This window comes from Enterococcus sp. (assembly GCF_032555305.1).
In the GTDB taxonomy this organism is placed as follows: domain Bacteria; phylum Bacillota; class Bacilli; order Lactobacillales; family Enterococcaceae; genus Enterococcus_A.
This window is the reverse complement of record NZ_JAWGOQ010000006.1, coordinates 103,176-126,840: the sequence shown is the minus strand read 5'-3', so window position 1 is coordinate 126,840 and position 23,665 is coordinate 103,176. Positions and strand designations below refer to the sequence as shown.

General features: G+C 42.8%; 21 protein-coding genes. 1 reads left to right on the top strand and 20 read right to left on the bottom strand.

Features of this window, described 5'->3' with window-relative positions:
- Window positions 1-35: 35 nt before the first annotated feature.
- From lpdA to E6139_RS06725, 11 genes are all read right to left on the bottom strand, one after another.
- Window positions 36-1,427: a dihydrolipoyl dehydrogenase gene (lpdA, locus tag E6139_RS06775; RefSeq protein ID WP_316402302.1), complete on the bottom strand. Its 1,392-nt coding sequence runs from the start codon at window positions 1,425-1,427 to the stop codon at window positions 36-38.
- Between the two features lie 166 nt (window positions 1,428-1,593).
- Complete coding sequence (locus E6139_RS06770; RefSeq protein WP_316402301.1) at window positions 1,594-2,811, bottom strand: dihydrolipoamide acetyltransferase family protein; 1,218 nt, start codon at window positions 2,809-2,811, stop codon at window positions 1,594-1,596.
- Window positions 2,812-2,823: 12 nt separating this feature from the next.
- Window positions 2,824-3,801 carry an alpha-ketoacid dehydrogenase subunit beta gene (locus E6139_RS06765; RefSeq protein ID WP_316402300.1) on the bottom strand — a complete coding sequence of 326 codons (978 nt, stop codon included), beginning with the start codon at window positions 3,799-3,801 and terminating at the stop codon, window positions 2,824-2,826.
- A gap of 14 nt (window positions 3,802-3,815) precedes the next feature.
- Window positions 3,816-4,820, bottom strand: coding sequence for a thiamine pyrophosphate-dependent dehydrogenase E1 component subunit alpha (locus E6139_RS06760; protein WP_316402299.1), 1,005 nt, complete (start codon window positions 4,818-4,820; stop codon window positions 3,816-3,818).
- 20 nt (window positions 4,821-4,840) lie between these two features.
- Window positions 4,841-5,794 carry a sugar-binding transcriptional regulator gene (locus E6139_RS06755; RefSeq protein ID WP_316402298.1) on the bottom strand — a complete coding sequence of 318 codons (954 nt, stop codon included), beginning with the start codon at window positions 5,792-5,794 and terminating at the stop codon, window positions 4,841-4,843.
- 533 nt (window positions 5,795-6,327) lie between these two features.
- Complete coding sequence (locus E6139_RS06750) at window positions 6,328-6,600, bottom strand: hypothetical protein (RefSeq protein WP_316402297.1); 273 nt, start codon at window positions 6,598-6,600, stop codon at window positions 6,328-6,330.
- 9 nt (window positions 6,601-6,609) lie between these two features.
- Window positions 6,610-7,347 carry an SDR family NAD(P)-dependent oxidoreductase gene (locus E6139_RS06745; RefSeq protein ID WP_316402296.1) on the bottom strand — a complete coding sequence of 246 codons (738 nt, stop codon included), beginning with the start codon at window positions 7,345-7,347 and terminating at the stop codon, window positions 6,610-6,612.
- A 32-nt stretch (window positions 7,348-7,379) separates the two neighbouring features.
- Window positions 7,380-7,658, bottom strand: coding sequence for a PTS sugar transporter subunit IIB (locus E6139_RS06740; RefSeq protein ID WP_316402295.1), 279 nt, complete (start codon window positions 7,656-7,658; stop codon window positions 7,380-7,382).
- The gene (locus E6139_RS06735; RefSeq protein ID WP_316402294.1) at window positions 7,651-9,063 is read right to left on the bottom strand and encodes a PTS galactitol transporter subunit IIC; all 1,413 of its coding nucleotides are present in this window, start codon (window positions 9,061-9,063) and stop codon (window positions 7,651-7,653) included. The genes E6139_RS06740 and E6139_RS06735 overlap by 8 nt, the downstream gene beginning before the upstream one ends.
- A 13-nt stretch (window positions 9,064-9,076) precedes the next feature.
- Window positions 9,077-9,541, bottom strand: coding sequence for a PTS sugar transporter subunit IIA (locus E6139_RS06730; RefSeq protein WP_316402293.1), 465 nt, complete (start codon window positions 9,539-9,541; stop codon window positions 9,077-9,079).
- Complete coding sequence (locus E6139_RS06725) at window positions 9,534-11,675, bottom strand: BglG family transcription antiterminator (RefSeq protein ID WP_316402292.1); 2,142 nt, start codon at window positions 11,673-11,675, stop codon at window positions 9,534-9,536. The genes E6139_RS06730 and E6139_RS06725 overlap by 8 nt, the downstream gene beginning before the upstream one ends.
- Before the next feature lie 187 nt (window positions 11,676-11,862).
- Here E6139_RS06725 and E6139_RS06720 point away from each other — a divergent pair, with 187 nt between their 5' ends.
- Window positions 11,863-12,894, top strand: coding sequence for a zinc-binding dehydrogenase (locus tag E6139_RS06720; protein ID WP_316402291.1), 1,032 nt, complete (start codon window positions 11,863-11,865; stop codon window positions 12,892-12,894).
- 140 nt (window positions 12,895-13,034) lie between these two features.
- Here E6139_RS06720 and E6139_RS06715 read toward each other — a convergent pair whose 3' ends face one another.
- The 9 genes from E6139_RS06715 to E6139_RS06675 form a co-directional block, all read right to left on the bottom strand.
- Window positions 13,035-13,682 (bottom strand): class II aldolase/adducin family protein, encoded by a 648-nt coding sequence (locus tag E6139_RS06715; RefSeq protein ID WP_316402290.1) that lies wholly within the window; start codon window positions 13,680-13,682, stop codon window positions 13,035-13,037.
- Window positions 13,682-14,188: a hypothetical protein gene (locus tag E6139_RS06710; RefSeq protein WP_316402289.1), complete on the bottom strand. Its 507-nt coding sequence runs from the start codon at window positions 14,186-14,188 to the stop codon at window positions 13,682-13,684. The genes E6139_RS06715 and E6139_RS06710 overlap by 1 nt, the downstream gene beginning before the upstream one ends.
- Before the next feature lie 31 nt (window positions 14,189-14,219).
- Window positions 14,220-15,593, bottom strand: coding sequence for a PTS galactitol transporter subunit IIC (locus E6139_RS06705; RefSeq protein WP_316402288.1), 1,374 nt, complete (start codon window positions 15,591-15,593; stop codon window positions 14,220-14,222).
- A 39-nt stretch (window positions 15,594-15,632) separates the two neighbouring features.
- Window positions 15,633-15,917, bottom strand: a complete 285-nt coding sequence (locus tag E6139_RS06700) for a PTS sugar transporter subunit IIB (protein WP_316402287.1) — start codon at window positions 15,915-15,917, stop codon at window positions 15,633-15,635.
- A gap of 13 nt (window positions 15,918-15,930) precedes the next feature.
- Complete coding sequence (locus E6139_RS06695; protein WP_316402286.1) at window positions 15,931-16,404, bottom strand: PTS sugar transporter subunit IIA; 474 nt, start codon at window positions 16,402-16,404, stop codon at window positions 15,931-15,933.
- Window positions 16,405-18,348, bottom strand: a complete 1,944-nt coding sequence (locus E6139_RS06690; RefSeq protein WP_316402285.1) for a BglG family transcription antiterminator — start codon at window positions 18,346-18,348, stop codon at window positions 16,405-16,407.
- A gap of 610 nt (window positions 18,349-18,958) precedes the next feature.
- Complete coding sequence (locus E6139_RS06685; protein ID WP_316402284.1) at window positions 18,959-20,683, bottom strand: ABC transporter permease/substrate binding protein; 1,725 nt, start codon at window positions 20,681-20,683, stop codon at window positions 18,959-18,961.
- Window positions 20,676-21,875 (bottom strand): glycine betaine/L-proline ABC transporter ATP-binding protein, encoded by a 1,200-nt coding sequence (locus E6139_RS06680; RefSeq protein WP_316402283.1) that lies wholly within the window; start codon window positions 21,873-21,875, stop codon window positions 20,676-20,678. The genes E6139_RS06685 and E6139_RS06680 overlap by 8 nt, the downstream gene beginning before the upstream one ends.
- Window positions 21,876-22,039: 164 nt before the next feature.
- Complete coding sequence (locus E6139_RS06675) at window positions 22,040-23,380, bottom strand: FAD-binding oxidoreductase (RefSeq protein WP_316402282.1); 1,341 nt, start codon at window positions 23,378-23,380, stop codon at window positions 22,040-22,042.
- Window positions 23,381-23,665 lie beyond the last annotated feature (285 nt).

The window sequence follows — 23,665 nt, the reverse complement described above, 5'->3', positions numbered from 1 at the left end:
GTTATGCCGAATAAAAATTGGCATAACTTTTTCTTTTACATATGAATCGGCATTCCCAGCCCGACTTCGCAGGCATCCATCACCATTTCTGATAAGGTCGGATGCCCATGGATCGTTAGGGAAATATCCTCCAATGTCAGATAGGATTCGATTGCCAGAGTAATCTCAGCCACTAGATCACTGGCATTGACGCCGACGATTTGAGCACCCAAAACTAATTCGGTCTCCGATTCAAAGACCAAGCGGACAAAGCCTTCAGTCGCATTCAACGACAACGCTCGACCATTGGCCTGCATCGGGAAATTCGCTGTCTTAGCTTTGATTCCCGCTGCCTTTGCTTCCGCTAACGTATAGCCAACCGTTGCCACTTCTGGATCAGTGAAGCAGATGGCTGGAATCGCCCGATAATCCTTCGCGACGTTTTTCCCGCCGATAACTTCTGCCGCAACTTTGGCTTCATAACTGGCTTTGTGAGCCAGTGCTAAGCCTTCAACAATATCACCGATAGCAAAAATTGTTTTCTGAGAGGTGCGATACTGCTCATCGACCTTAACTAGATTTCTCTCGGTGAGCTTGACTCCCGCTTTTTCCAAGCCTAAGTTTTCTGTATTCGGTCGGCGACCCACAGTGACCATCACATAATCCGCTTCGATCGTTTGCGCCTTACCTTTAACTTCAAATTCGACCGCTACACCGTTTTTCGTTTCATCGGCTTTTTTCGCTTTTGCATTGGTAAAGACATTCACGCCATTTTGTTTGAAGCGCTTCGCGACTAATTCGGAAATATCCTTTTCGAAATTTGGTACGATATTCGGACTGCCTTCAATAATCGTGACTTCCGAACCGAGGTTGCGATACGCACCACCCAGTTCTGAGCCGACGATCCCGCCGCCGATAATGATCAGCTTCTTTGGAATTTCCTTCAAATTCAATCCACCTGTGGAATCCAAGACCCGCCCCTCAAACTTAAAGCCGGGGATTTCAATCGGCCGACTGCCGGTTGCAACGATGGCATGCTTGAATTCTAGTTTTTCTTCGCCATTTTTCGTGGTGATCGTCATACTTTGCGGACCAGTAAATTGCGCCCGCCCCATAATCACTTCTGCGCCATTTTTCTTTAAAAGCATTCCTACACCAGAGGTCAGAGTCTTCACAACCTGCTGGTCTTTCCATTGCTGTGTCTTCGTAAAGTCCAGCTGCGCATCCTTCACGCTTAGTCCTAGAAAGTCAGAGTGCTGTGCTTCTTGGTAACGATGGCCCGCAGTGATCAAGGCTTTGGACGGAATACACCCAATATTTAAACATACACCACCAATATGCTCTGCTTCTACTACGGTCACCTTTTGTCCCAACTGCGCCGCACGAATGGCCGCTACGTACCCGCCAGGTCCTGCGCCGATCACGACTGTATCAGTTTTTTTCGTCATATATACGACTCCTTATTCGTAAGTATGAAATAATTTTTCTGGTGAAAAATTAGGCCGATTCGAATGCCGTATATCATTCAACTAAACCATTCACTCCATAATTACTTCACATGATTTTTGCTTGTAGCTTCCTTTTTATTAAACTGCAAAAAGTTGAACTGGCATCCTACAACAATAAGCTCATTGGATTTTCTAACAACTCAACGATCATACTTAAGAATGCTGCGGCTGGTGCGCCGTCTGCTACTCGATGGTCAAAGGACAGGCAAAGATTCAATGCTGTGATCGTTGCTACCTGTGGTCCTTCTGGTGTATTTTCCACCACTAGCTTGTCGTAACTTCCGCCAACGCCTAAGATTGCCACTTCTGGTAAATTGATGATTGGGTTAAACGTTTGAACCTTGCTGTGGCCTAATGAACTGATCGTAAAGGTTCCGCCGCTCATTTCTGCTGGCATCAATTGACCGTCACGAGCCTTCTTCGTCACAGCTTTTACCGCTGCCGTTAACTCGCTTAACCCCTTTTGATCCGCTTTTTCTACGACTGGCACGACTAATCCAGCCTCCACAGCAACGGCTACGCCAAGATTGACATGATCAAATTGTTTGATTCCTTCAGCATAAGCATTCGCGTTGAATTCAGGATACGCTTTCAATGCAACCATCACCGCTTTTGCGATAATTTCTAAGAAAGATAACCGTTCATCGGTTCGTTCTTCTACCATCGGTAATAATTGTTTTCGTAATTCGATGACTTTTGTCAGATCGACTTCAGCATTCATTGTGACATGCGGGATCGTCTGTTTACTTTCCGACATCTTGTCAGCGATTGCTTTACGCATGCCGCTCCAAGGAATCAGTTCGCCTTCAGCAGATTTTGACGTCGCTGCTGCAACAACTGGTTCTTGATATTCCTTCACATCTAACGCTTGAATTCGACCTTTTGGTCCTGAGCCCTTCACTTTTTGCAGATCAATCCCTTTTTCGCGAGCGATCCTGCGAGCTGCTGGTGTTGCCCGGACTTTTGTTGTTGCAGCTGTAATTTCTTCAACGGATTCAACTGTTTCCGCTGCTTCTTCAGCTTTGGTTTCTTCTGCTGTCTCTAATTCAGCTTCAGCGTCTGGCATTTCCGCGGGAACGTCTTCCCCGGCTTCACCGATGTAGGCAATCACGGAGTTCACTGGTGCGCTATCCCCGTCGCCGATATATTTTTTGAGTAAAATCCCTTCATCATAGGCTTCCACTTCGATCGCGATTTTATCGGTCATCACTTCAAAAATCGCTTCTCCGATTTCCACGGAATCGCCTTCATTTTTCAGCCAAGTCGTGATCGTTCCGACATCCATCGTGGAACTTAACTTCGGCATCAATACTTCATTCGCCATTTTTTCGCCCCCCTATGCCATCAATCCGCGACAAGCCTCAACAATATCCTCTACTTGAGGCACTGCTTTTTTCTCAAGCTCAGGATGATAAGGCATCGGAATTTCTTTGCCGGCCAAGCGAATGATCGGTGCATCTAAGAAATCAAAACATTCTTCTTCGGCGATCACGCTAGCTAACTCGGCACTGAATCCGCTGCGCTTCACGGCTTCTGTCACAACCACTGCTTTTCCTGTCTTAACAACCGAATCAATGATCGTTTGCTTATCTAACGGTACTAAGGTCCGTGGATCAACCACTTCGATTTGAATACCTTCTTCGGCCAAAATATCCGCTGCTTCCAATGCTTTATGCACCATGATCCCCGTTGCTACAACAGAAATATCCGTTCCTTCTCGTTTCACATCGGCCACACCAATCGGGATCGTGTATTTTCCTTCCGGCACATCCGAACTTGTCCGATAGCACAACTTATGTTCATAAAACATCACCGGATTATTGTCCTCAATCGCCGCATGCAGCAAGCCCTTCGCATCATAAGCAGTCGCTGGCTGAATGACTTTCAGACCGGGAACGTGAGCTGTCCAATTTTCTAAGCTTTGGGAGTGTTGGGCTGCCGCACCGGTTCCCGAACCACCAGGAGTCCGCATCACCAATGGAATCCGAGCTTTTCCGCCATACATGTAGCGAATCTTCGCTGCCTGATTGACGATCTGATCCAAGGCGATCGTAATGAAATCTGAAAACTGAATCTCAAAAATCGGACGCATACCAGTCATCGCCGAACCAACGGCTGCTCCTGCGATTACAGATTCAGAGATTGGTGTCGAACGAACCCGTTCCTCCCCAAATTCCTCTACCATACCGCGGCTAACACCGAAAGCGCCACCATAAACTCCGATGTCTTCGCCTAACATGAAAATATCTTCATCTTCTCGCATCGCTTCAGACATCGCTTCTCTGACTGCTTCCGCGTAAGTGATTTCTCTCATTTTCTGCTCCTCCTCTAATCCGAATAAACGTCTTCAAACATGCTTTCGATCGCCGGCATTGGGCTTTCTTCTGCAAAGGTCACGGCATCTTCAATCGCTTGCTTCGCTGCTAGACGAATGTCTTCAGCTTCTTCTTCAGTGAAAATCCCTGCCGCTACAAATTTCTCACGCGCCAACTTGATCGGGTCGCGATTCTTGCGCCAGTCCTCTTCCTCTTCCTTCGTGCGGTATTTCTTCGCATCAGATTTCGAATGACCTTTCCAACGATAGGTCATTGCTTCAATCAAGGTTGGACCTTCGCCGCGCCGGGCTTTTTCTACCGCATCAAAAGTCGTGTTGATGACTTCAATCACGTCGTTTCCTTCTATTGTAATGCCTTCGATGCCATAAGCTTTTGCTCGTTCAGATAACCGATCAACATTCATCATCGTTTTGAAAGGTCCGCTCATCCCGTATTGATTATTTTCAATAAAGAAGACTACTGGTAACGCCCAGATTGAGGCCAAGTTTAAGGATTCATGGAAGCTGCCTTCATTGGTCGAACCATCGCCGGCATAAGCCAAGGCAACCGTGTCATTCTTTTTCAATTTTGAGGTCAACGCTGCTCCTGTAGCAATTGGGAAGCCGCCACCCACGATCCCATTTGCGCCAAGATTTCCTGTATCCAAATCAGCAATATGCATCGAACCGCCCTTACCATTGTTGGTTCCGGTTGTCCGACCAAATAATTCCGCCATCATTTCATTGATGTTCGTTCCTTTGGCGATCGTTTGACCATGCCCGCGGTGCGTGGCTGTGATCCAGTCTGTTTTTCTTAAAACTGCTCCACTGCCTGCCGCTGTTGCTTCCTGACCTACCGCTAAGTGCGTTGTCCCGTGGATCAAACCTTTCGCAAATAACTGATCGACTTTTTCGTCAAAGAAACGAATTTCCCACATTCTGCGATAAAGCTCTACCAAGTTCTCGTCCGTCAAACCTGCTCGATTCGGAATCGAGATGTTTTTCGTTGCTGCCATCATTTATGCGCCTCCATTTTTATTTATCCTTCGTCTAATAACGTCTTCGCTGTTTCTTCATCAGTGATCAAAACATTGACCAATTTTCCCTTTAACGCTGCTCGGATACCGCTGACCTTTTCCTTACCGCCAGATACACCGATACGTTTTGGAATCTGCTTCAATTCCGCCAAACTGATCGCTAACACTCGATCATTCCAGGTACAATCTGTTAATTCGCCCTCCTCGTCAATAAAGTTGTAACAAATATCTCCCGACACATTACCGGCAGATAATTCCTTTCTAAGTGGCACCTCTTCATTCGGCAAATATGCTTTCGTCATGGTGGAATAGGCTGGTAAACCGCCGATCCCCACTAACGCGATATCTGCTTTTTTCCCTTTATCAAACACATTCTTGATAAAGGACTGTGCCATAAAGACCTTTTTCGCTTCGGCTGAATCTACTGTAATCGGCGCATGCAGCTCCAGCACCGATCCGCCGCTCTTGCGGGCGAAAATCTCACAGACCACATTAGCCTGCAACGCCGTATGCTCCTGCCCCAAACCGCCAACCAAGGGAATAAATCGGATATTCTCCATTTGATTTTTCGGCAGAAAGTTTTGTGCTGCTTCATGGACCACCATTCCAGCTGAAACACCAATTGTTTCATCGCCTTTTAATATTCGTGACAAGTATTTTCCAGCTGCGATGCCGATCCGTTTATTCAACATTTCAGCTGCTGCAGGGGCAATACAGATCACTTCATCCAATTCAAATTTCTCAATTATTTTTTCCTCTAACAAACGATAAGGATGGACCAAATCATCGTGAATAATAATTTCTACTAAACCTAAGGAACGAGCTTTTGCTAAATATTTAGAAACCAACGAGCGACTAATATTGAATTTCTTGGCAACTTCCGATTGTTTGGCTCCTTCTTCGTAATACATCGAAGCGATCTCCGTCAGTAATCGTGCATCGTCGGAATAACTCATTTTTATTTCCTCCTATAACGAATCTTTCTTAATTACGTCCAGTTATTACCATATGTTCCTATATTTAACATATGTCACACTGTCATCATAAGAGGGATTTCACTGAGAGTCAACGCTTTCAATAAATGATTTTTTTCACAAGACCATCTTTATCCGATGTTCCAATGACGCGCTTCTCGTAACAAATGTTACGGAGTTTCACAAACACCTTGTTTTCGCTCATCTGAGTGCAGATAAAAAAATTCATAGTGAAAACCATAAATTATTGGATAACTAAAGACCAATAAGGAGGATTTTCACTATGATTTTTCTAGTTTTTTGCACTACACGATACAAGCTGGATGATACCTAAGTTTCAGATATCCGAACTCTATTTTTCCCCACTCTTTCTGGAAAAGGTTCTTTTAGGATTTTCCAGCCTCTCCTTATCTCTCACCCTTATCATAATCAATACCTGTCCCTGTTTAAAGACATCCTTTTTTCATCATTAATCATGAAAGAACGAATGAATCACAGGAGCTGCAGCGTAACTCTTAAATTTTCTCCAGTACCTGTTGACAGCAGGTATCCATATTGAATTTGGTGATGAAAGGTGTGCCATCAATAATCGGGATATCCGTCTGAAACTGCGGCTGACCAATTGCAACAATCACTGAAATATCATCTGCTACTTCCGACACATCATAGATACTTTTCCCTTCAACTTGGACTTCCACACCTTGCTCCTGCATAAAAGTCTCAATATAGTTCACTGCAAAATTTCGTTTATTATCTGATGTACCCGTCACAACTAAAATATTTTTCATAGATTCTCCTTAATACGTTCGACCGCCATCTGCCAAAATAATCTGTCCGTGAATATAGGAACTCTCCGGACTAGCTAAAAACAGTGCTAAATTCGCGATGTCCTCTGGTTGGCCGATGCGGTGAATCGGGATTTTTTTCAGCAGATCTTGCCGACTCAACTCATCGGGATAAAGCGTATCTAAGATATCCGTCTGAATCACCCGTGGCGCAATGGCGTTGACATTAATCCCTCTTGGTCCAAATTCTTTTGAAGCAGCCCGCATCAATCCGTGCTGTCCAGCTTTAGACGAAGCATAATGCATTCCGCCGCCAGTCCCTGTAATCGCTGAGCCGGAGGTAATGAAGATGATCTTTCCCTCATCGTCCGAGAAATATTCGTAGAAAGCCTTCAATGTGTAAAAAGAGCCATCCAGATTGATACGCAATACACGCTGCCATTCCTCAATCGAAATTTCCTTAATCGAGTGCCGATAACTAATCCCCGCATTGATTACTAAAATGTCGATCCGCTGAAAATGCGCTAAGACCTGCTCGCTCGCTGCCTTCAATGATTCTGGATCTGAAACATCGGTTTGGATGAATAGCGATTTGGCGTATGATTGAGAAAATTCCCCAGCCGTTTGTTCCCCGCTCGTTTGATCAAAATCCAAAATCACTGTATAGGCTCCAGCTTCTGCAAACTTTCTCGCAATGGCTTTTCCGATCCCCTTAGCTGCTCCGGTGACTACCGCAACCTTACCTTTCATGGGCTCGCTCCTTTGTCCTTTTGCTGTTTCGGTCAACTTAAAATATCAACAATCTTTTGTACGTCCGCTTCGATCCCCACACCAGTCAAAAAGGACAAGGCACGAATCACGGGAATATCATCACTTTCATAAGCTGTCGTGGTCACCACCAGATCCGCTCCGTGGATTTTTGACGGCAATTCTGCGACTTTACATTGTTCAACGGTTGCTGGAATATTATTCTTTTCCAGCTCTTCCCTCACTCGCATACAAACGACAGTGGAGGTAGCAACACCCGTTCCGCAAGCGATCAAGATATGTTTTTTATTCATTCATCTCAGCTCCTTTGATCGTATTTTTTGGATCATCTTTTCCAGTTGGTATCCCGTATTGTTTTTTGATATCATTCCGTGTCCAGAACCATAGAGCACCATACATCACTAAGGCAATCGCTCCTGCCATGAAAGCTGGCAGATTGGACGGATCGATCAATTTCAACATTATCCACAAGGTAATATGACTGCTCATATCGATCCCTGAGATCATTGTCGCTCCTTCAGGGAAGGCAAAACCTACCGCATGGGCCATGGTCGTTGTCAACGCTCCTAAATTCGTCGCGATGAATAATACGATGCAAATCGATGCGATCGAATTCAATAATCCTCTAAAAATGTTGCCCTTTGAAGCCGCTACCGACCAAATGACTGTAAAAGGCAGTACAGCCAAATCAGCAAAAGGCAACAGTCGATTAAACGGTAAGACCGCCGCTAATAAAATCGTGATCGGTACCATCAACAACGCTACCGTAATAATCGCTGGATGAGCCGTAACAACTGCCGCATCTAGCCCAATGTATACTTCTTTTCCAGGGAAACGTTTTTGAATAAAGGTTTTCGCTCCCTCAGCAATCGGCGCTAAGCCTTCCATCAGTAAAGCCACCATTCTCGGCATCAAGATCATCACGGCTGAGGTTTGAACACCTAATTGAATAATTGCCTGAGACTCATATCCTGCCAATAACCCCATTCCGACCCCTAGTACCAGACCGATCATCATCGGTTCCCCAAAAATCCCTAAACGTTCCTTTAGATTTTTCGCGTTGATATCGATTTTATTGATACCGGGAATTTTATCCCACAGTCGATTCAACGCATAAGTCAGGGGCGCGAAATTGACGGTCTCTCCATGAGGCAGCGAAATTCCTGGCAACCCGAAGAAATGCTCGACTGCCGGCGCTGTCCAATCGGCCAGTTTGAAAATAATGAACGTGTTGACTAATGAACAAACAATCGCGATCCAAATCGAATCTGTTGCATAATAGATCATTGCACCTGGAAAAATCAGATGCCAATAATTCCAAAGATCCACATCCATCGTTTTCGTCAGATTGAAACGCAGCAAGACAATATTAAAAATAAAAATGACTGGAATCAAAATTACCGCAATCGGTGTTGCAAAGGTGATCGCTGCCCCGATCGGCCAACCAACATCTAAAATATCTAATTGCAAACCCAAGCGTTCAATCATCGCTTGAGAAGACTTTCCGATTGAATCTGACAACAGCCCGATGACTAAATTCAAACCGGTAAAACCAATCCCCACAGTCAAACCTGCTCGAAAAGATTTACTTAGCTTCTGACCTAGAATCAACCCAAAAATGGTCAGAATAATCGGTAACATCGCTGCTGCCCCAAGGTCTAAGATATAGTTAACTCCCGCTTTAAGCATATCTAACATATTTTCTTCTCCTTTACTGAATGGTTTTCAATAACTGCTCCACCTCAACAACCTTCTCTTTTGCCTTCAGCAACCGCAAATTCTGCTCATCCTGACATAACAGCATCAGCTTCTGCAACATAACCAATTGATCCTCCGGCCGCTTGATAGCTAACATAAAAATGAGTTCTACATCTAAAAAAACATCCTTGCTGGCCATCATTTCAAATGTCACAGGTTTTTCCAAAACACCCACTAGAAACCCTTCTTTTTTCACATGGATCGAGTCGGTATGCGGGATTGCCACATGGATTCCCTGTGTTGGCAATCCTGTTGGAAAAACCCGCTCCCGCTCGATGACGGCTTGTTGATAGCTCTCATGAACGAAGCCAGCGTCAATCAGCACTTCACTCATTTTAGCCAGCAGCACTTCTTGCTCCTCCTCATCGAAGGAATAATATAAAAACTTTTGATTTTCTTTTCTCAGTAGTTTATTCATAAGGAAATCCCATCACTTTATCTTCTAATTTTCTTAACTGGTTCATGACTGCTTCTTCTGACTGACAGTGATCCATCACTGCTAAAAAATCTTCGGTAGCCAGAATCTCCGTGAAATAATACAAACAAGTTCCGATTGAAACACCCTCCGGCAAGGAAAATGCGATGACATATTTCACCGGATCATTCTTCTGATGATTAAAAGAAACAGGTTCTGCTAATCGCAGGAAGCTCGCTCCGATCTTCTTCGCTCCGTGGGAAAATTCCGCATGGGGGATCGCTACTCCCGGTGAGATCACGATATAGGAATCATATTCCACCACCATTTGGATCATCGCCTCGATGTATTCCTGTGTGATCAGCTTGTCCGTCAGCAACAACTGTCCAGCTTCTTTTACCGCTGATTGCCAAGTGTCACAGGTCTGATCCAATTTAATGCGTTCAAGCGTCAAGATCGAAGTCAAACGACTGATCTCCTGTGTTTCTGTCGATAAACGCTCGTTCAATTGATTAAAGGATTCCAGGTCCTCTAAGAAATTTTGATACTCTCCCGCGTCAAGATATTTTTGAATGATTGGTAAAAAATCTTCGATCATTGCTTCTTCCTTCGTAATCAAATACTCTTGATCAATAAAGTGGCGCGGTTTTATTTTGTATAGAACTTTTTGGATGCGAATGATATCTTGTTCCGTTAATATCGGATTTACCAAGACGACCGGTGATTGATCAAATTGCAGCGGAACGGTGGTAACAATCAAGTCCTGATCTTCTGGTTGAATCTTTTGCAGCGCGTGAGAGGAATCCACCGAAACCACATCAATCTGAGGAAAAGCAGATAGTAATTTGACTTTGATTAGCTGAGCGGTGCCACTGCCGGAATTACAGACGATGCGCAGACGAATCTGCCCTTTTACTTGCGTATTATGGCTATTCTCCAAGATCGCTACAACGTACATGACAATAAAGGACAGTTCATTCTGCTGAATCTCAACCTCCAAATAATCCTCGATCTTACTCAAATTCCGCTTCACAATCTCAAACATCTCCGGATAGGATTGATAAATCTCATCAAACAGCACATTTACGACACTGTCATCCAAAGATAGCCGATAGATCAACAGCTTCAAATGATTCTCTAGCAAGTCGAACAAATCGCTGTTCAAGTAGTATTTGATATCTAACTCTCTAGACAATTTGAAAATGAACTCATTGATTAAGATTTGAATCTCGATCGAATCAATTTTTCGTCCATTATTCTTGATATAGCTCTTTCTGCGCAGTACTGAAATTAAATAATCTAATTCCCCAGCATTCGCCGTGATTTCAAAACGCTCTTCTAATTTCTTGAGGATCGTTTGGGCAAAATTTGATTTTGAACTTTCCCGTATCTCTTCTAAAATGCCAGAAGCTTCAATAAAATGATCAAATTTGATGCGTTCAATCATAATGATCAAATAGCAAATCACTTCTTGATAAGAAAAATCAGATAACTGAAGCTGTTCTTCCTTCTCTGCTTCCATCAACAATTGACTAACTTCTTGATAACGTGTGTCAGGGTCAATAATCTCTAATAATAGATTTTGAAAAATGTTGTTCTCCCAACCTAATGCATAATCATAGCCATAATCAAACAGACCATTGAAAATCACTAATTTGGTCATCGCTGAGCGAATATCAATCTCATCGCCCGCCACCTTGTACCCTTTTCCAATGTGGGAAAGCAGGACCAAATTATTATTAACAAACCATTTTTTCAGCGCTTCAATGTCGCTAACCAGCGTATTTCGGCTAACTAAGAGGTATTCGGATAGATAGTACGTCGTCACATAGTCATGACTGGTGACCAGAAGCAGCGCTAAGATTGTCCGTCTTTCATCGAGGGTTAAATGATAGTGTTGGAAAGACGCATAGGTTTTGAATAATTCCTTTAAATCAACCTCCTTAGGTATTTGTAAAAAACCATCCTCCAAATAAATAGCTCCGTTTGCATTATTGCTTTCTAATTGAAAGTTGATTTCCTTAATGTCATTACGAATCGTCTGTTCGGAGACATGAAATAATTTGGCATAATTGGCCAATGAATCTTCTTTGTCATGCAAAATATCCAATAAAATTTTATTGACCCTTCTGTTCATCACTATCACCTCTACACTTTTTATTGTATCTGCCTCCTATTATTTCACAAGACCAATCCTTTTTGTCCGTTTCTCAAAAGAATTGTGATAGATAGTCAGCGAGTGCCTGTGCTACGCTTGGCATACTAGGAATAAATTATTTTTAATAACAATTTTAAATAAAGAAACATTCAAGGAGGACATCAAATTGAAAGCATTGAGGAAATTAGCGCCTGGCGTTGGAAATGTAGAATTATGTGATATTGATAAGCCATCTCCTAAAAGAGATGAAATTATTATCAAAGTGACATATAGCGGAATTTGCGGCTCAGATATTCATGCTTTAAAAGGAGAATATAACAAAAAAATACCATTAACACTCGGACACGAGTTCATTGGTATAGTCTCAGAAATTGGCCATAAAGTAACAAATATCGCGATAGGAGATCGGGTCGTTAGCGAAACAACCTTTGAAGTTTGTGAAAAATGCCCGTTCTGTTTAGCAGAAGAATATAACCTCTGCAGCCAGCGAAAAGGATTAGGAACACAGGTGGAGGGAAGCTTTGCCTCTTTTGTTTCAGCAAAAGCGGAACGCTGCCACAAGCTCCCTGATTCTTTATCAGACGAAGTGTCCGCATTAATGGAACCACTTGCTTGCTGCATTCATGCCGCAATGGAAAAAACAAAAATACGACCTAATGAAAAGGCCGCTGTTTTCGGTCCTGGTCCTATCGGCGTGTTACTCGCTTTAGTCGTAAAATCATTAGGAGCTGAGGTCACGCTCATCGGTATCACAAAAGATGCCAATCGCTTAGCAAAGGCGGAAGAACTGGGCATCCCTCACGTGATTGACAGCCAAAAAAAGGAGCTGACAGAGCTCGTCAAGACTGAAACAAAGGGTTTAGGCTTCGATCAAGTTTTTGAATGCTCCGGCAGTCCGCAAGCCCTCCAGCAAGCTCTGGAAATCGTTAAGAAAAAAGGAACGGTCATTCAAGAAGGGCTATTCGCCAAAAATCCCGTACCGATTGACATGAGCCTACTACTGAATAAAGAAATTCAACTGATCGGCTCGCGAACCCAAAAACCAAGCTCATGGGAGAAGGCACTTGATTGGCTAGAGACATCCAATGTGGACTTATCTCCTGTGATCACAAAAATCCTGCCTTTAAATCATTGGGAGCAAGCTTTTGAATTAGCAATGAATGGGAAGGAACTAAAAGTCTTGCTGAAGCCTGAATAAATCTGATTCTCATCTTGTGTAGATAAATATCTACACAAGATGAATCCAAGTATCTGATGTCTTTCGTACACAAAAACTGCCTGCCAAAATCCGGCAGACAGTTTATAAAAAGATCTTTTTTTCGTTACAAAGACTCTGACTCAGCTTTTGACCTGTCCATAATCCTTAAACACTTCCACTGCGGTTTGGATCTGTTCGTCATTTAGTTTAGCGATCTCGCCGCCATAGGAATGCGCGACATATAGTGTTTTCGCGGCTTCCTCTAAATAGACCGCCGCATACAAGGCCTCTTTTAAATTTTTGCCAACGGTTACGACACCATGATTTTTCAGTACGACAGCCAATTGATCACCAATATGATCCACCACCGCATAGCCCATATCGATACTAGCCGCAGAACTATAAGGAGCCACATTGACTGGGCCTTTTGCGGTGTTGGCTAGGGTTGTCACATCACAATCAATTCGATCCACCACGAGACCAATCCCGGTTGCGTATGGCTGATGTGTATGGATAACTGATTTGACTGCGGGCATTTTCTGGAAAATGTAGCGGATTGCGATCGTATCGACACTTGGACGACGTGTTCCTTCGATGATTTTACCGTCAAGGTTCATCACCAAAACATCCTCTGGAACCATCTCTTCATACATCATTCCACTAGGTGTCACCAAGAATGTGTCTTCATCGATTCGCAGACTCACATTGCCTCCGGACAAAGAAATCAACCCATAACGATCCAATTTTATTCCCGCTGCGATAATCTCTGCTTTTTCTTTTTCTAACATCAGCTGGCCTCTTTTTTCTTTTTGGCTTGTGCATTATATTCAGTATTCACTCTTCTGGCACGTGCCTTCAACGATTCTGGATGCTTCTCATACTCCATATCCAGCAATAGTCGAAACAGCTCCTGACCGTCATTATAATTTTTCGTATTCAGCCAATAACGCCCTTTCAACAAGCCGCCACCATCCACACGCAGAAACATTTTCCCAGCAGATGGAAATTCACGAATCTTAAAACTCTTCAACTGCGGTAGGCTATAGTCATCTGTTCGTTTAAATGAACGCAGCGTCAGCGTATCACCGGAGACATCCACTTCCTTCGGTGTCACTCTGGCAACCAGCGCATTCCAAAAACTATAAAAAGCCACGATCCCGACAAAAACCATCAGTGCAGGCATTCGATTCGCGATAACAGAGCTGACCGCGATGAGGAAAACGATCAAAGAGACTACTCCTGTAACAGGGACATCTATAAAATACAATGTTTTATCGTATTCAAACCGTTTCATTCGTTCTTCCCCCTTTTTTCATACGAAAGAATTAAGCAGCTTCTCCTCCATCGTGTATTTGAGCCGCTTCTTTTTTAATCCGATTTCGGTTCCAAATAGCCATAACTAATGCAACGGCTGCTCCAATACCGGTACCAATATAACCAAGACCGTTTAATCGAACCAGTACCCATGTTAACGGGTTTGCCCCATCACAGATAGAGGAGATTTGAGAGGCTCCTTCCGGCATTTCGAAATTCACATTTTTAGCAGCTGTCGTAATCATCGGAGCTAAATCAGTGGCGATCCATAGTCCGAATACTAATACGACTAAGCCGACAATCAAACCTCTGAACCCATTTTCTTTTACGATTGGCGTTATTAGAACAAACATCCACGGAATAACAGCCAAGTCAGCAAATGGCAAGACCGTATTTCCTGGTAGAACAACTGCCAAGAAAATCAACAACGGTACCAAGATAAATGAAATCGCCAATGTTACTGGGTGACCTACCCCGATAGCTGAATCCAATCCGATATAGATTTTTCCACGATTTTGGAATCTTTCTTGAATGAAATCACTGGCTGCGTCACTGATCGGGATCAAACCTTCCATCAATAAAGCAGCCATTTTCGGAATCAAAACTAGAACCGCACCTAGCGAAACACCTAGTGTTAAAACATTCGTTACATCATACCCGGCGATCACTCCAATGACAATCCCCATGACCGTTCCAACTAAGATCGGTTCACCAAAAACACCGAAGCGGCGTTGAACCGTATCCATATTAATATTGATATCGCGTACACCAGGAATCATATCAATGATTTTGTTAATGACCATCGCGATTGGCGCATAGGCTGTCGTGAAGCCATGAGGCAGTGAGACCCCCGGCAGATCCAGCGATTTTTCTACCTCTGGAGCGGTAACATCTCCCAGAACCATGATGATAACCATGTTGACAACCGCTGCCACGATCCCTAACCACAACGTATCTGTAATAATTGCAACCAAAGCGCCGGTAAAGGCAAAATGCCAGTAATCCCAAATGTCCACATCGACCGTTTGTGTCGTATTCGTAAATAGCATCACGATATTGACGACTAGACCCAGCGGGATAATGATCAAACCAACTGTCGAACCCATAGCGATTGCCGCCGCGGCTGGCCACCCTACATCAATGGTTGAAAGACTAAGCCCAAAACGATCGACCATCGCCTGTACAGCTGGCGAAAGGCTTGTCCCTAACAACGAGTTAATAACCAAGTTCAACCCAATAAACCCAACCCCTACAGTCAACCCGGCCCGAAGACTCTTCCCGACACCGGTTCTGAAGGCACAACCAATGATAAAGATTACAATTGGCATTACAACGGATACACCCAAGTCTTGGATAAATTGAAACACTTTAATAATAGCATCCATGATTATTCCCTCTCTTTACTCGTATTATTTAAATGCAGGTTACTTTTCCATCAAGCCTAAAATTCGATCAATCGTTGGTTTCGTATTGACACCTGTCAAGAAGCAGACACCCGAAACAGATTCACAAGCTAAATCCTTGGGTATTACTGTTGTGGAGATTAAAAAATCATAGTTGGAAGCTTTGCTAGGTGCTTCCGAAATCTTACATTGGGTAATTTTGTATTGTCCTTTGTAGCCATTTTCATCCAAAATTTTTGAGATCTTTCCGTTCACCGCTGTTGATGTCGCAATCCCTGAGCCGCATGCCAATAAGATATTTTTCATTTTTCCCACGTCCTTAATTTAAATTCTGTTTCATTTTTTTCACGGCTTCCGTTGCCGTTTTCGCTTGAATAATCGCTAAGACCTTTTCGTCTGTTTGGAACATGTCGATCAATGCTTGGAGAAATTCCAATTGTTTCTTGGGTTCCTTGATCGCTAGCATGAACATGATTTTGACCGGTACCAAGACTTCCGGCGACCCCATCATTTCAAACATCACGGGGTTCTTTAAAATACCGATCGCCATCGATTGCTTGAACACATACTCGGAATCCGTATGAGGAATCGCAACCCCAACATGTTCTAATGGCAGTCCTGTTGAAAATTCTTTTTCCCGTTCTTGGATTGCTTGGCTGAATTCGCCATTCACACATTGATTTTTCTCAAGACAGCCTGCTAATGCCGCCAATGCTGAAAAGTTATCTGACGCATCGATTTCCAAATCTACCAAATGTTCATCTAAGTACATTTCATCCCAAAAGTCAGCCACTTAGATTGCACTCCCTTCACCCATCACTAATTCCAATAGTGTCTGTTTATCTGTTGCTTGAATCAACTGCTCCACGTTCTCCTCCTTCTCGATAAATTCAAGCAATCCTGTAATCTTGCTCTTCGCCGCATCGATATCCGTATCTGAAATAGCAAAAAATAGAATGACATTGACGTTGTTGATACCCCAATTGATCTTTTTATCCAAGGTCATGATCCCGATCGAGGTTTGATTCACTTCACTGGGATCTGCATGGGGAATCGCCACACTTACGGAAAAACTGGTATCGCCTAATTTTTCTCTGACCCAAACTGATTCACCAAATTTTTTCTTCGCGATTCCCAGCTCCTGATATTTTTCAATCATGAAATTCAAGCATTCTTCTTTGTTCTCCACGTGCTGTCGAAGAAAAACAAGCTCTGGGTTAATCCATTGCTGCCGTGCCTGTGTTTTTTCTTTTCCTGTCGCGTGGTATCGTTTGTAATAGGTATGAACAATCCGGCTAATTTCCTCATCTTTGATCATAGGAGAAATATAGACGACATTTCTGGCCTTGACACTCGGGTCGGTGGTGACGACAACATCACGAGAATTCAAGGTTACCTGTTCGAACTCCTTGGTGGTCAATTGAAGCACCTTATCGGTATGGGGAATGATTCGGCGAATTTTCGTATAAATCAAATCACTTGTGATCAACCCCCGTGATAAAACAACATAGATATTGCGGAAACTCACACCATACTTTCTTTCCAAGGACACTTGAAAATAAATCACTAAAAAGGAAATCTCATCACCAGTAATCTCGATCGAAAAACGCTGAGCCAAACTACTAGTGGCATAACACATCATGGAATAAAGTAATAAATAGCGGTTTTTGATTTCCTCCATAAAAGGATTTTTGATTAAAATATTGCGACGCAGACGGTAAATCATCGGTACAATATGACTCATTAGTGATTCATGCAGTTCCTGATCACCAGAAAAATCAATGTTCAATAAATTTCCCAGATCAGCCATCAGTTCCTCTACCGCTTCTTGATAACAATCACTGTAGCGCTTGCTTGATTTATAAAAAGGCTTGATATTCATGGCATACAACGTTTCAGACAGGTGATAAATGTCGGGGTACCAAAGTTCGATCGCACTGTTGGCAGAAATAAAGGCGCAGATCTCATAAGTTTGGGTATAAAGAGCCAAGTCTTCCAACTCGCTTTTCTTCTTCTCCTCGATCGTCATATGATAGCCCTGCTCTGCTCGCGTAAGTAAACATAAAAATGTAAGAAAAATTGCTGAAAAATATTTATTCGAAATATCGCTGTAGAACATGTCCGAAAACTTTTCTAAGGTATCTTTGACCAGCTGAATCAGTTGCTTCGGAAAATAATTTTCTAGTTGGAGCAACAGTTCGTCATTATTTACTAGTAATGTATCAGGAAACTTCGTCATCAAAAAATTCTGGTAAGACTGCTGAACATCGACCTCTGATCCTTTAAGGATAACTTTTCGTCTGCTTTGACAAATCTTGACCTCGAAGTGGCGAAGATAACGCTGAAGATAATCCAGGTCTTTCTTTAACGTCGAATCTGAGATAAAAAAATCTTTTTCCAAGGTTTCTAGTAATTGCCCTTCTGGCTTCATAAATAATCGGCGAAAGATCGCTTCTCTTCTCCCCAGCACATCATAGGCATCCCCGTCGTTCTCCAAGATCAAAGCACCAATACGATTGACATTTCCTTCCGTTCCGACCAGCTTGATTCCATGCCGCGGTACCTTGACAATCTCGATCTCCTTCTTGATTAGCTCCTCATTCAAAAAATTAACATCATTCAAAATTGTTCTTGTAGAGACTTCTAACTTCTCACTAAAATAATCCGTCGCTTTGTAATCGCTTTCAGAAAGAAGTAAAGACAACAATTGATTTCGCCGCCGCATACTCTTATCCATTTTCCCACCTCCTTATTCGTTTTAAAGTATTAATTTTTCACAAGTGAAAAATTAGTTCTATTCGAATACCGTATATCATTCAACTAAAGTGTTTGAGCGTTGATGCGCTAAGCCGGTTACATACTTCTCTGATTAAGTAGTTTGCGAAAAGTTGAACTGACATCCTTACTCGTTTTAATGGTAGACCTTTCTTAATTAGGCAGCAGTGTAAAGAAAGACTTACAAAGTTGCGCTGACCTCCTCACTATCTCTTATATTCATAATAGTAAATTTTCCGCATTGTTTAAAGACATCCTTTTTTCATCATTAATCATGAAAACACTAATTAATAGGAATCATTCTTTTTTGAAAATATTTATGAAATTATTTCTATTTATTAATCAGATAAGAAAGGCTTCGCGAACTCGCTCAGCTTTTGAGCAATAAGACCAAAATATTTCTAAATTGCTTCTCAAATTTCGAAATATTTTTGCTTATTGCCGATAAAGCTAGTTCGTGAAGCCGGACATGGATACCCTTGCTTTCATAAGCTTTTTGCATGTGAAAATTTTATACTCCCTTAAAGAACGAAAAAACTGCTGATCGACTTGATCAGCAGTTTCTATCTATGCTATTTCTTCCATTCATCGACTTCTTTTTGATGATCTTGGATCCAATCCTTGGCTGCTTGCGAAGGATCTTTTCCTTCATTAATTGCCAGCATAACACTTTCCATGTCTTTTTGGTTCCAATTAAAGTTGTCCAATACCTTGTATGCCTCAGGCTGGTCATCTTTCAGACCTTTACGAGCCATCGTATGAATCGCTTCTTCCGTACCCATGGCACCCTTCGGATCTTCCAAATACTTCAAGCCGTATTTCGCGAACATCCAGTGAGGCGACCAACCAGTAATTACGATTGGTTGTTTCTTCTTGATGGCTTGACCAAGTGCGACTGTCATGGCCCCTGAAGAGGAAGTGGAAACTTTCCAATCCGCTAAGTTGGGATAAGCCTTCAATGTATTTTCCGCTGCATTTACGACACCGGCACCAGGTTCGATTCCAGTGATTGTTTTATTGGCTTGATCGGTCAAATCTTCAATAGAATTGACATCCATATAATCTGGAACAACGATTCCCACCTTGGCTCCCTTTAAGTTGACGCCTAAATCATCCACTTGATCCTTATACTGGGCATATTGTGATTTATGCGTATTCGGTAGCCAAGCAGCGACCATCGCATCTGATTCGCCTTTTGCGACAGATTCCCACATGATCGCATTATCCAGCGGCGTCATGTTGACGTTGTAGCCCATTTCTTTTAGGACTTCACCGACTACATGAGTGGAAGCCACTTCGGTATCCCATTCAACATACGTCAGATTGATCGTGCCTTTGTTCTCAGTAGAAGATCCACCAAAACCAAAAGAAGCAAGCAATACAATTGCTGCAACTACACCAGCGGCAATCCCGATCTTACGTTTTTTCGTTTTCGGCATTTTTTCAGCTGCCTGTTGTTTCGGCTTATTGATATTCTGGGTAAAACGGTCAATGATGATCGCTAAAATAACTAGCGCCAGACCGTTCACAAAACCATTACCGACTTGTGCTCGCTGCAAAGCAGACAAGACACCGCGACCGAGACCAGGCGCACCAATCATTGATGCGATTACGACCATCGATAAGGCCAGCATCGTTGTTTGGTTAATCCCTGCTAAAATCGTGCTTTTGGCTAATGGCAATTCTAATTTAAATAATTTTTGTTTGCTGGTACCACCGAATGAATCAGAAGCTTCCACCAATTCTTTCGGAATTTGACGGATTCCTAAATTGGTAAAACGCACGGTTGGCGGCAAAGCAAAAATGACTGATGCGAACACGCCGGGTACCATTCCGATCCCAAAGAAAGCCACAGCCGGAATCAAATACACGAATCCAGGCATCGTCTGCATAAAGTCTAAGATTGGCGTAATGATCTTTTTGGCTGTCTCATTTTTCGCCATCAAGATCCCTAGAGGTACTCCAATGATGATCGACAGTACACTAGATAAAAGAACCAATGTGACAGTACTCATTAAATCAATCCATAAACCTTGATTGTAGATAAAGAGTAAGCCAATCAACGTAAAGCTCGTCAACCCCCATTTTTTATTGGAAATAAAAAAGGCGGCAACTGTTAAAACGAGAATCAATAGTAATGGCGGAATCATCGTTAATAGATTGGTCATCCCATCCATTAAAAACTGTCCGGCATGCTGTAAGGCTGAGAACAGCCCCGCGAAGGTTCCGGTCAGCCAATCGGTAAAGCCTTCGACCCAATCTGCGACAGGTAAAGCTTGTTGTAAAATACTAAACATTTGCGATCACCTCTTCTGTTTCTGTATCTGCTAACGCCTCTAACACACTGCCGCGAATGACAACACCGACTAAACGGTCGCCTTCAACTACGGCCAGCGGTGCCGGCGAATCAAAAATCAGATTGAAAATATCAGTGACCAGCATGTCTTTCGGAATACGGCGCACATTTTTATCGATAACATCTTTCAGCTCTAAATTATTCTTACGTGCTTCCCGCGCTTTATCCGCAGTTAGACTGCCCTTCAATTTGCGCTTACGGTCAACTGCTAAAAGCATGCTGACTTCTTCTTTACGCATTCGATTCAACGCAACATTCGGTCCATCAACTTCGATATTGGTCGTCAAAGCTGGAACCATGATGTTTTGTGCCGTAAGTACTTTCGAACGATCGACATCCTCCACGAAATCACGAACGTATTGGTTCGCTGGGTGGGTCAAGATTTCTTCCCCCGTACCGATCTGCATGATTTGACCATCCTTCATCAAGGCGATCCGATCACCGATCCGTAACGCTTCATTTAAATCGTGGGTGATAAAAATAATTGTTTTTTGTACGTTTGCTTGTAAGTCCAACAACTCATCTTGCATTTCCCGGCGAATCAATGGATCTAACGCTGAGAAAGCTTCATCCATCAGTAAAATCTCCGGATCGTTTGCTAAAGCCCGCGCTAAGCCGACCCGCTGTTGCATCCCACCGGAAAGTTGATTTGGGTATTGATCCTTAAAGGTCAACAAACCTGAATTATCCAGTGCTTGTTCAGCCAATGCTTGACGTTCAACCTTGGGAACGCCCCGCACTTCAAGACCATATTCTGTATTTTCTAAAATCGTTCGATGGGGAAATAGTCCAAAATTTTGAAAGACCATATTGATTTTATGGCGACGCACTTCCCGCAGTGCTTCTTTATCCATTTGGGCAATATTTTCGCCATCGATATAGATTTCCCCAGAGGTTGGATCAATCAACCGATTTAATAAACGAATCATCGTGGATTTTCCGCTGCCGGAAAGTCCCATGATAACGAAAATTTCTCCTTCTTCGACTTCAAAACTTGCGTCATATACACCAACGGTCGCACCAGTTTGCTCCACAATCTCATTCTTATCGCGATTTTCTTTGATCATCGCGAGAGCTTGCTGCTGCTTCTTACCGAAAATTTTGGTTAAATGTTCTACCTTAACTTTACTCAAAAAATATCCTCCTCTTAAAAAAGTGACCATACAACACTAACATCATGTGGTCACTTTTGTCAAAGAAGATGCAGAAAATTTTCTGTAAACCGAAAATGAGCACTAAAAAAAGGAATCCTAGATTTTACTCTTGGATTCCCTCCCATCAACTGAAGAAAAAGATCCTATAACACACGATTTTGATCAAACAGATTGGCTGGATCGTATTTTTGTTTTAGTTCTCTGATTTTTTCAGCAGTTTGTCCCGGCCAAACCCGCGCATTCTCTTCCTGACTCGTATCACTTGAGTAAGCACCGTAAACACCTTGTCCGAATTCTTGGAGTGGTTGAAATAACTGACCAGCTTCTGCCGCATGTTCTTTATTGACCCAAAAAGCAATCATGATCTCCGCTTCTCGAAAAGACCACGCATTAAAATCACTTGCCCTTTCATTGACCGCCCCGCCAAGTGCCCGCAATTCCACCCCATATACAAAGGATGGTTCTAATATTTTTTCTATTTCTGCGGCCATTTCTTGCGAGATATGTGTCACTAGGGTATTTTTCCCAAACCCCGTATTTTTCCCTTCTATTCGGGCATGTTCGTCTGGAAAGAAGTCCACGTAGTTCATCAAAACTTCCGTCGTAGCTGAGACCGTTCCTAATTGAAGGGCGCGTTCAAGAACTTCCTTTGCTTCAACCGTTTCTTCCCCGTACCAAAAATTTCTCGTTTGTACGGTGATCGTTTCAGCAGGGCCTTTATTCAACAGTAAGATACTCGTCAATTTATTTGACGAATTTTTAAACCATTGATGCCATCCCTGAACAAATTCAAAAAGATCCGTAATCGAATAGTTAATTGTCTGAACAATCATCGGATTGGAAATTTTTGAATCCATTGCGGTTGCCCTATCTGCTTGGAAAAGAAATTCCGTCACTACACCAAACTGACCGCCACCTCCTCGAATCCCCCAAAAAAGATCCGGTTCATGGTCTTTATCTACCACATGTCTTTTTCCATCCGCGGTGATAATCGTCGCTCCGATCACTTTATCAATGGTAAGACCAAAGGACCGTAGAATCGTTCCCATGCCGCCAGATACTGCTAATCCGCCAACACCTGTATCTCCATGATCACCACTGGAAATAACTAATTGATCGGCATGCAGCTTCACTGCTACATCGCCCCACAATGCACCGGCTTGGATGCTGACTATCCCTTTCTCCTTATCAATTACGCTTATTTGGTTCATGTTCGACAGATCCAAGACAATCCCTTGATCATTTACGGATGTACCTGATAAGCCATGACCGCCACATTTGACAGAAAGCGGAAATGGCTCCTTTTGCTCCTGCTTGATTCTGGCTGTATAGTTGATCGTTTCGCGCACCTGTTCATCCGTCTCCGCTAAAATAACCACTTTAGGCCGACCAACTCTATATGCATTTGAACGAACTTTATCATAGCGGGGGTCTTCTGGGAACACTGCAACTTTTTTCAAAGATTGTGGCAATTCTTTTTCCATAGTAAATCCTCCATTTCACTAAAGCCGTTAATAGACTAAGTCAAGCTTCTCATGGGACGAATATTTAGTAAAAGGATCGAATTCGAAATTCCGTAAGCGTTATCTTTTCTTAAGGTTTAATTTCTTTCAAATAAGAAAGGCTTCACGAACTCGCTCAGCTTTTGAGCAATAAGACCAAAATATTTCTAAATTGCTCCTCAAATTTCGAAATATTTTTGCTTATTGCCGATAAAGCTAGTTCGTAAAGCCGGACATGGATACCCTTGCTCTCATAAGCTTTTTGCA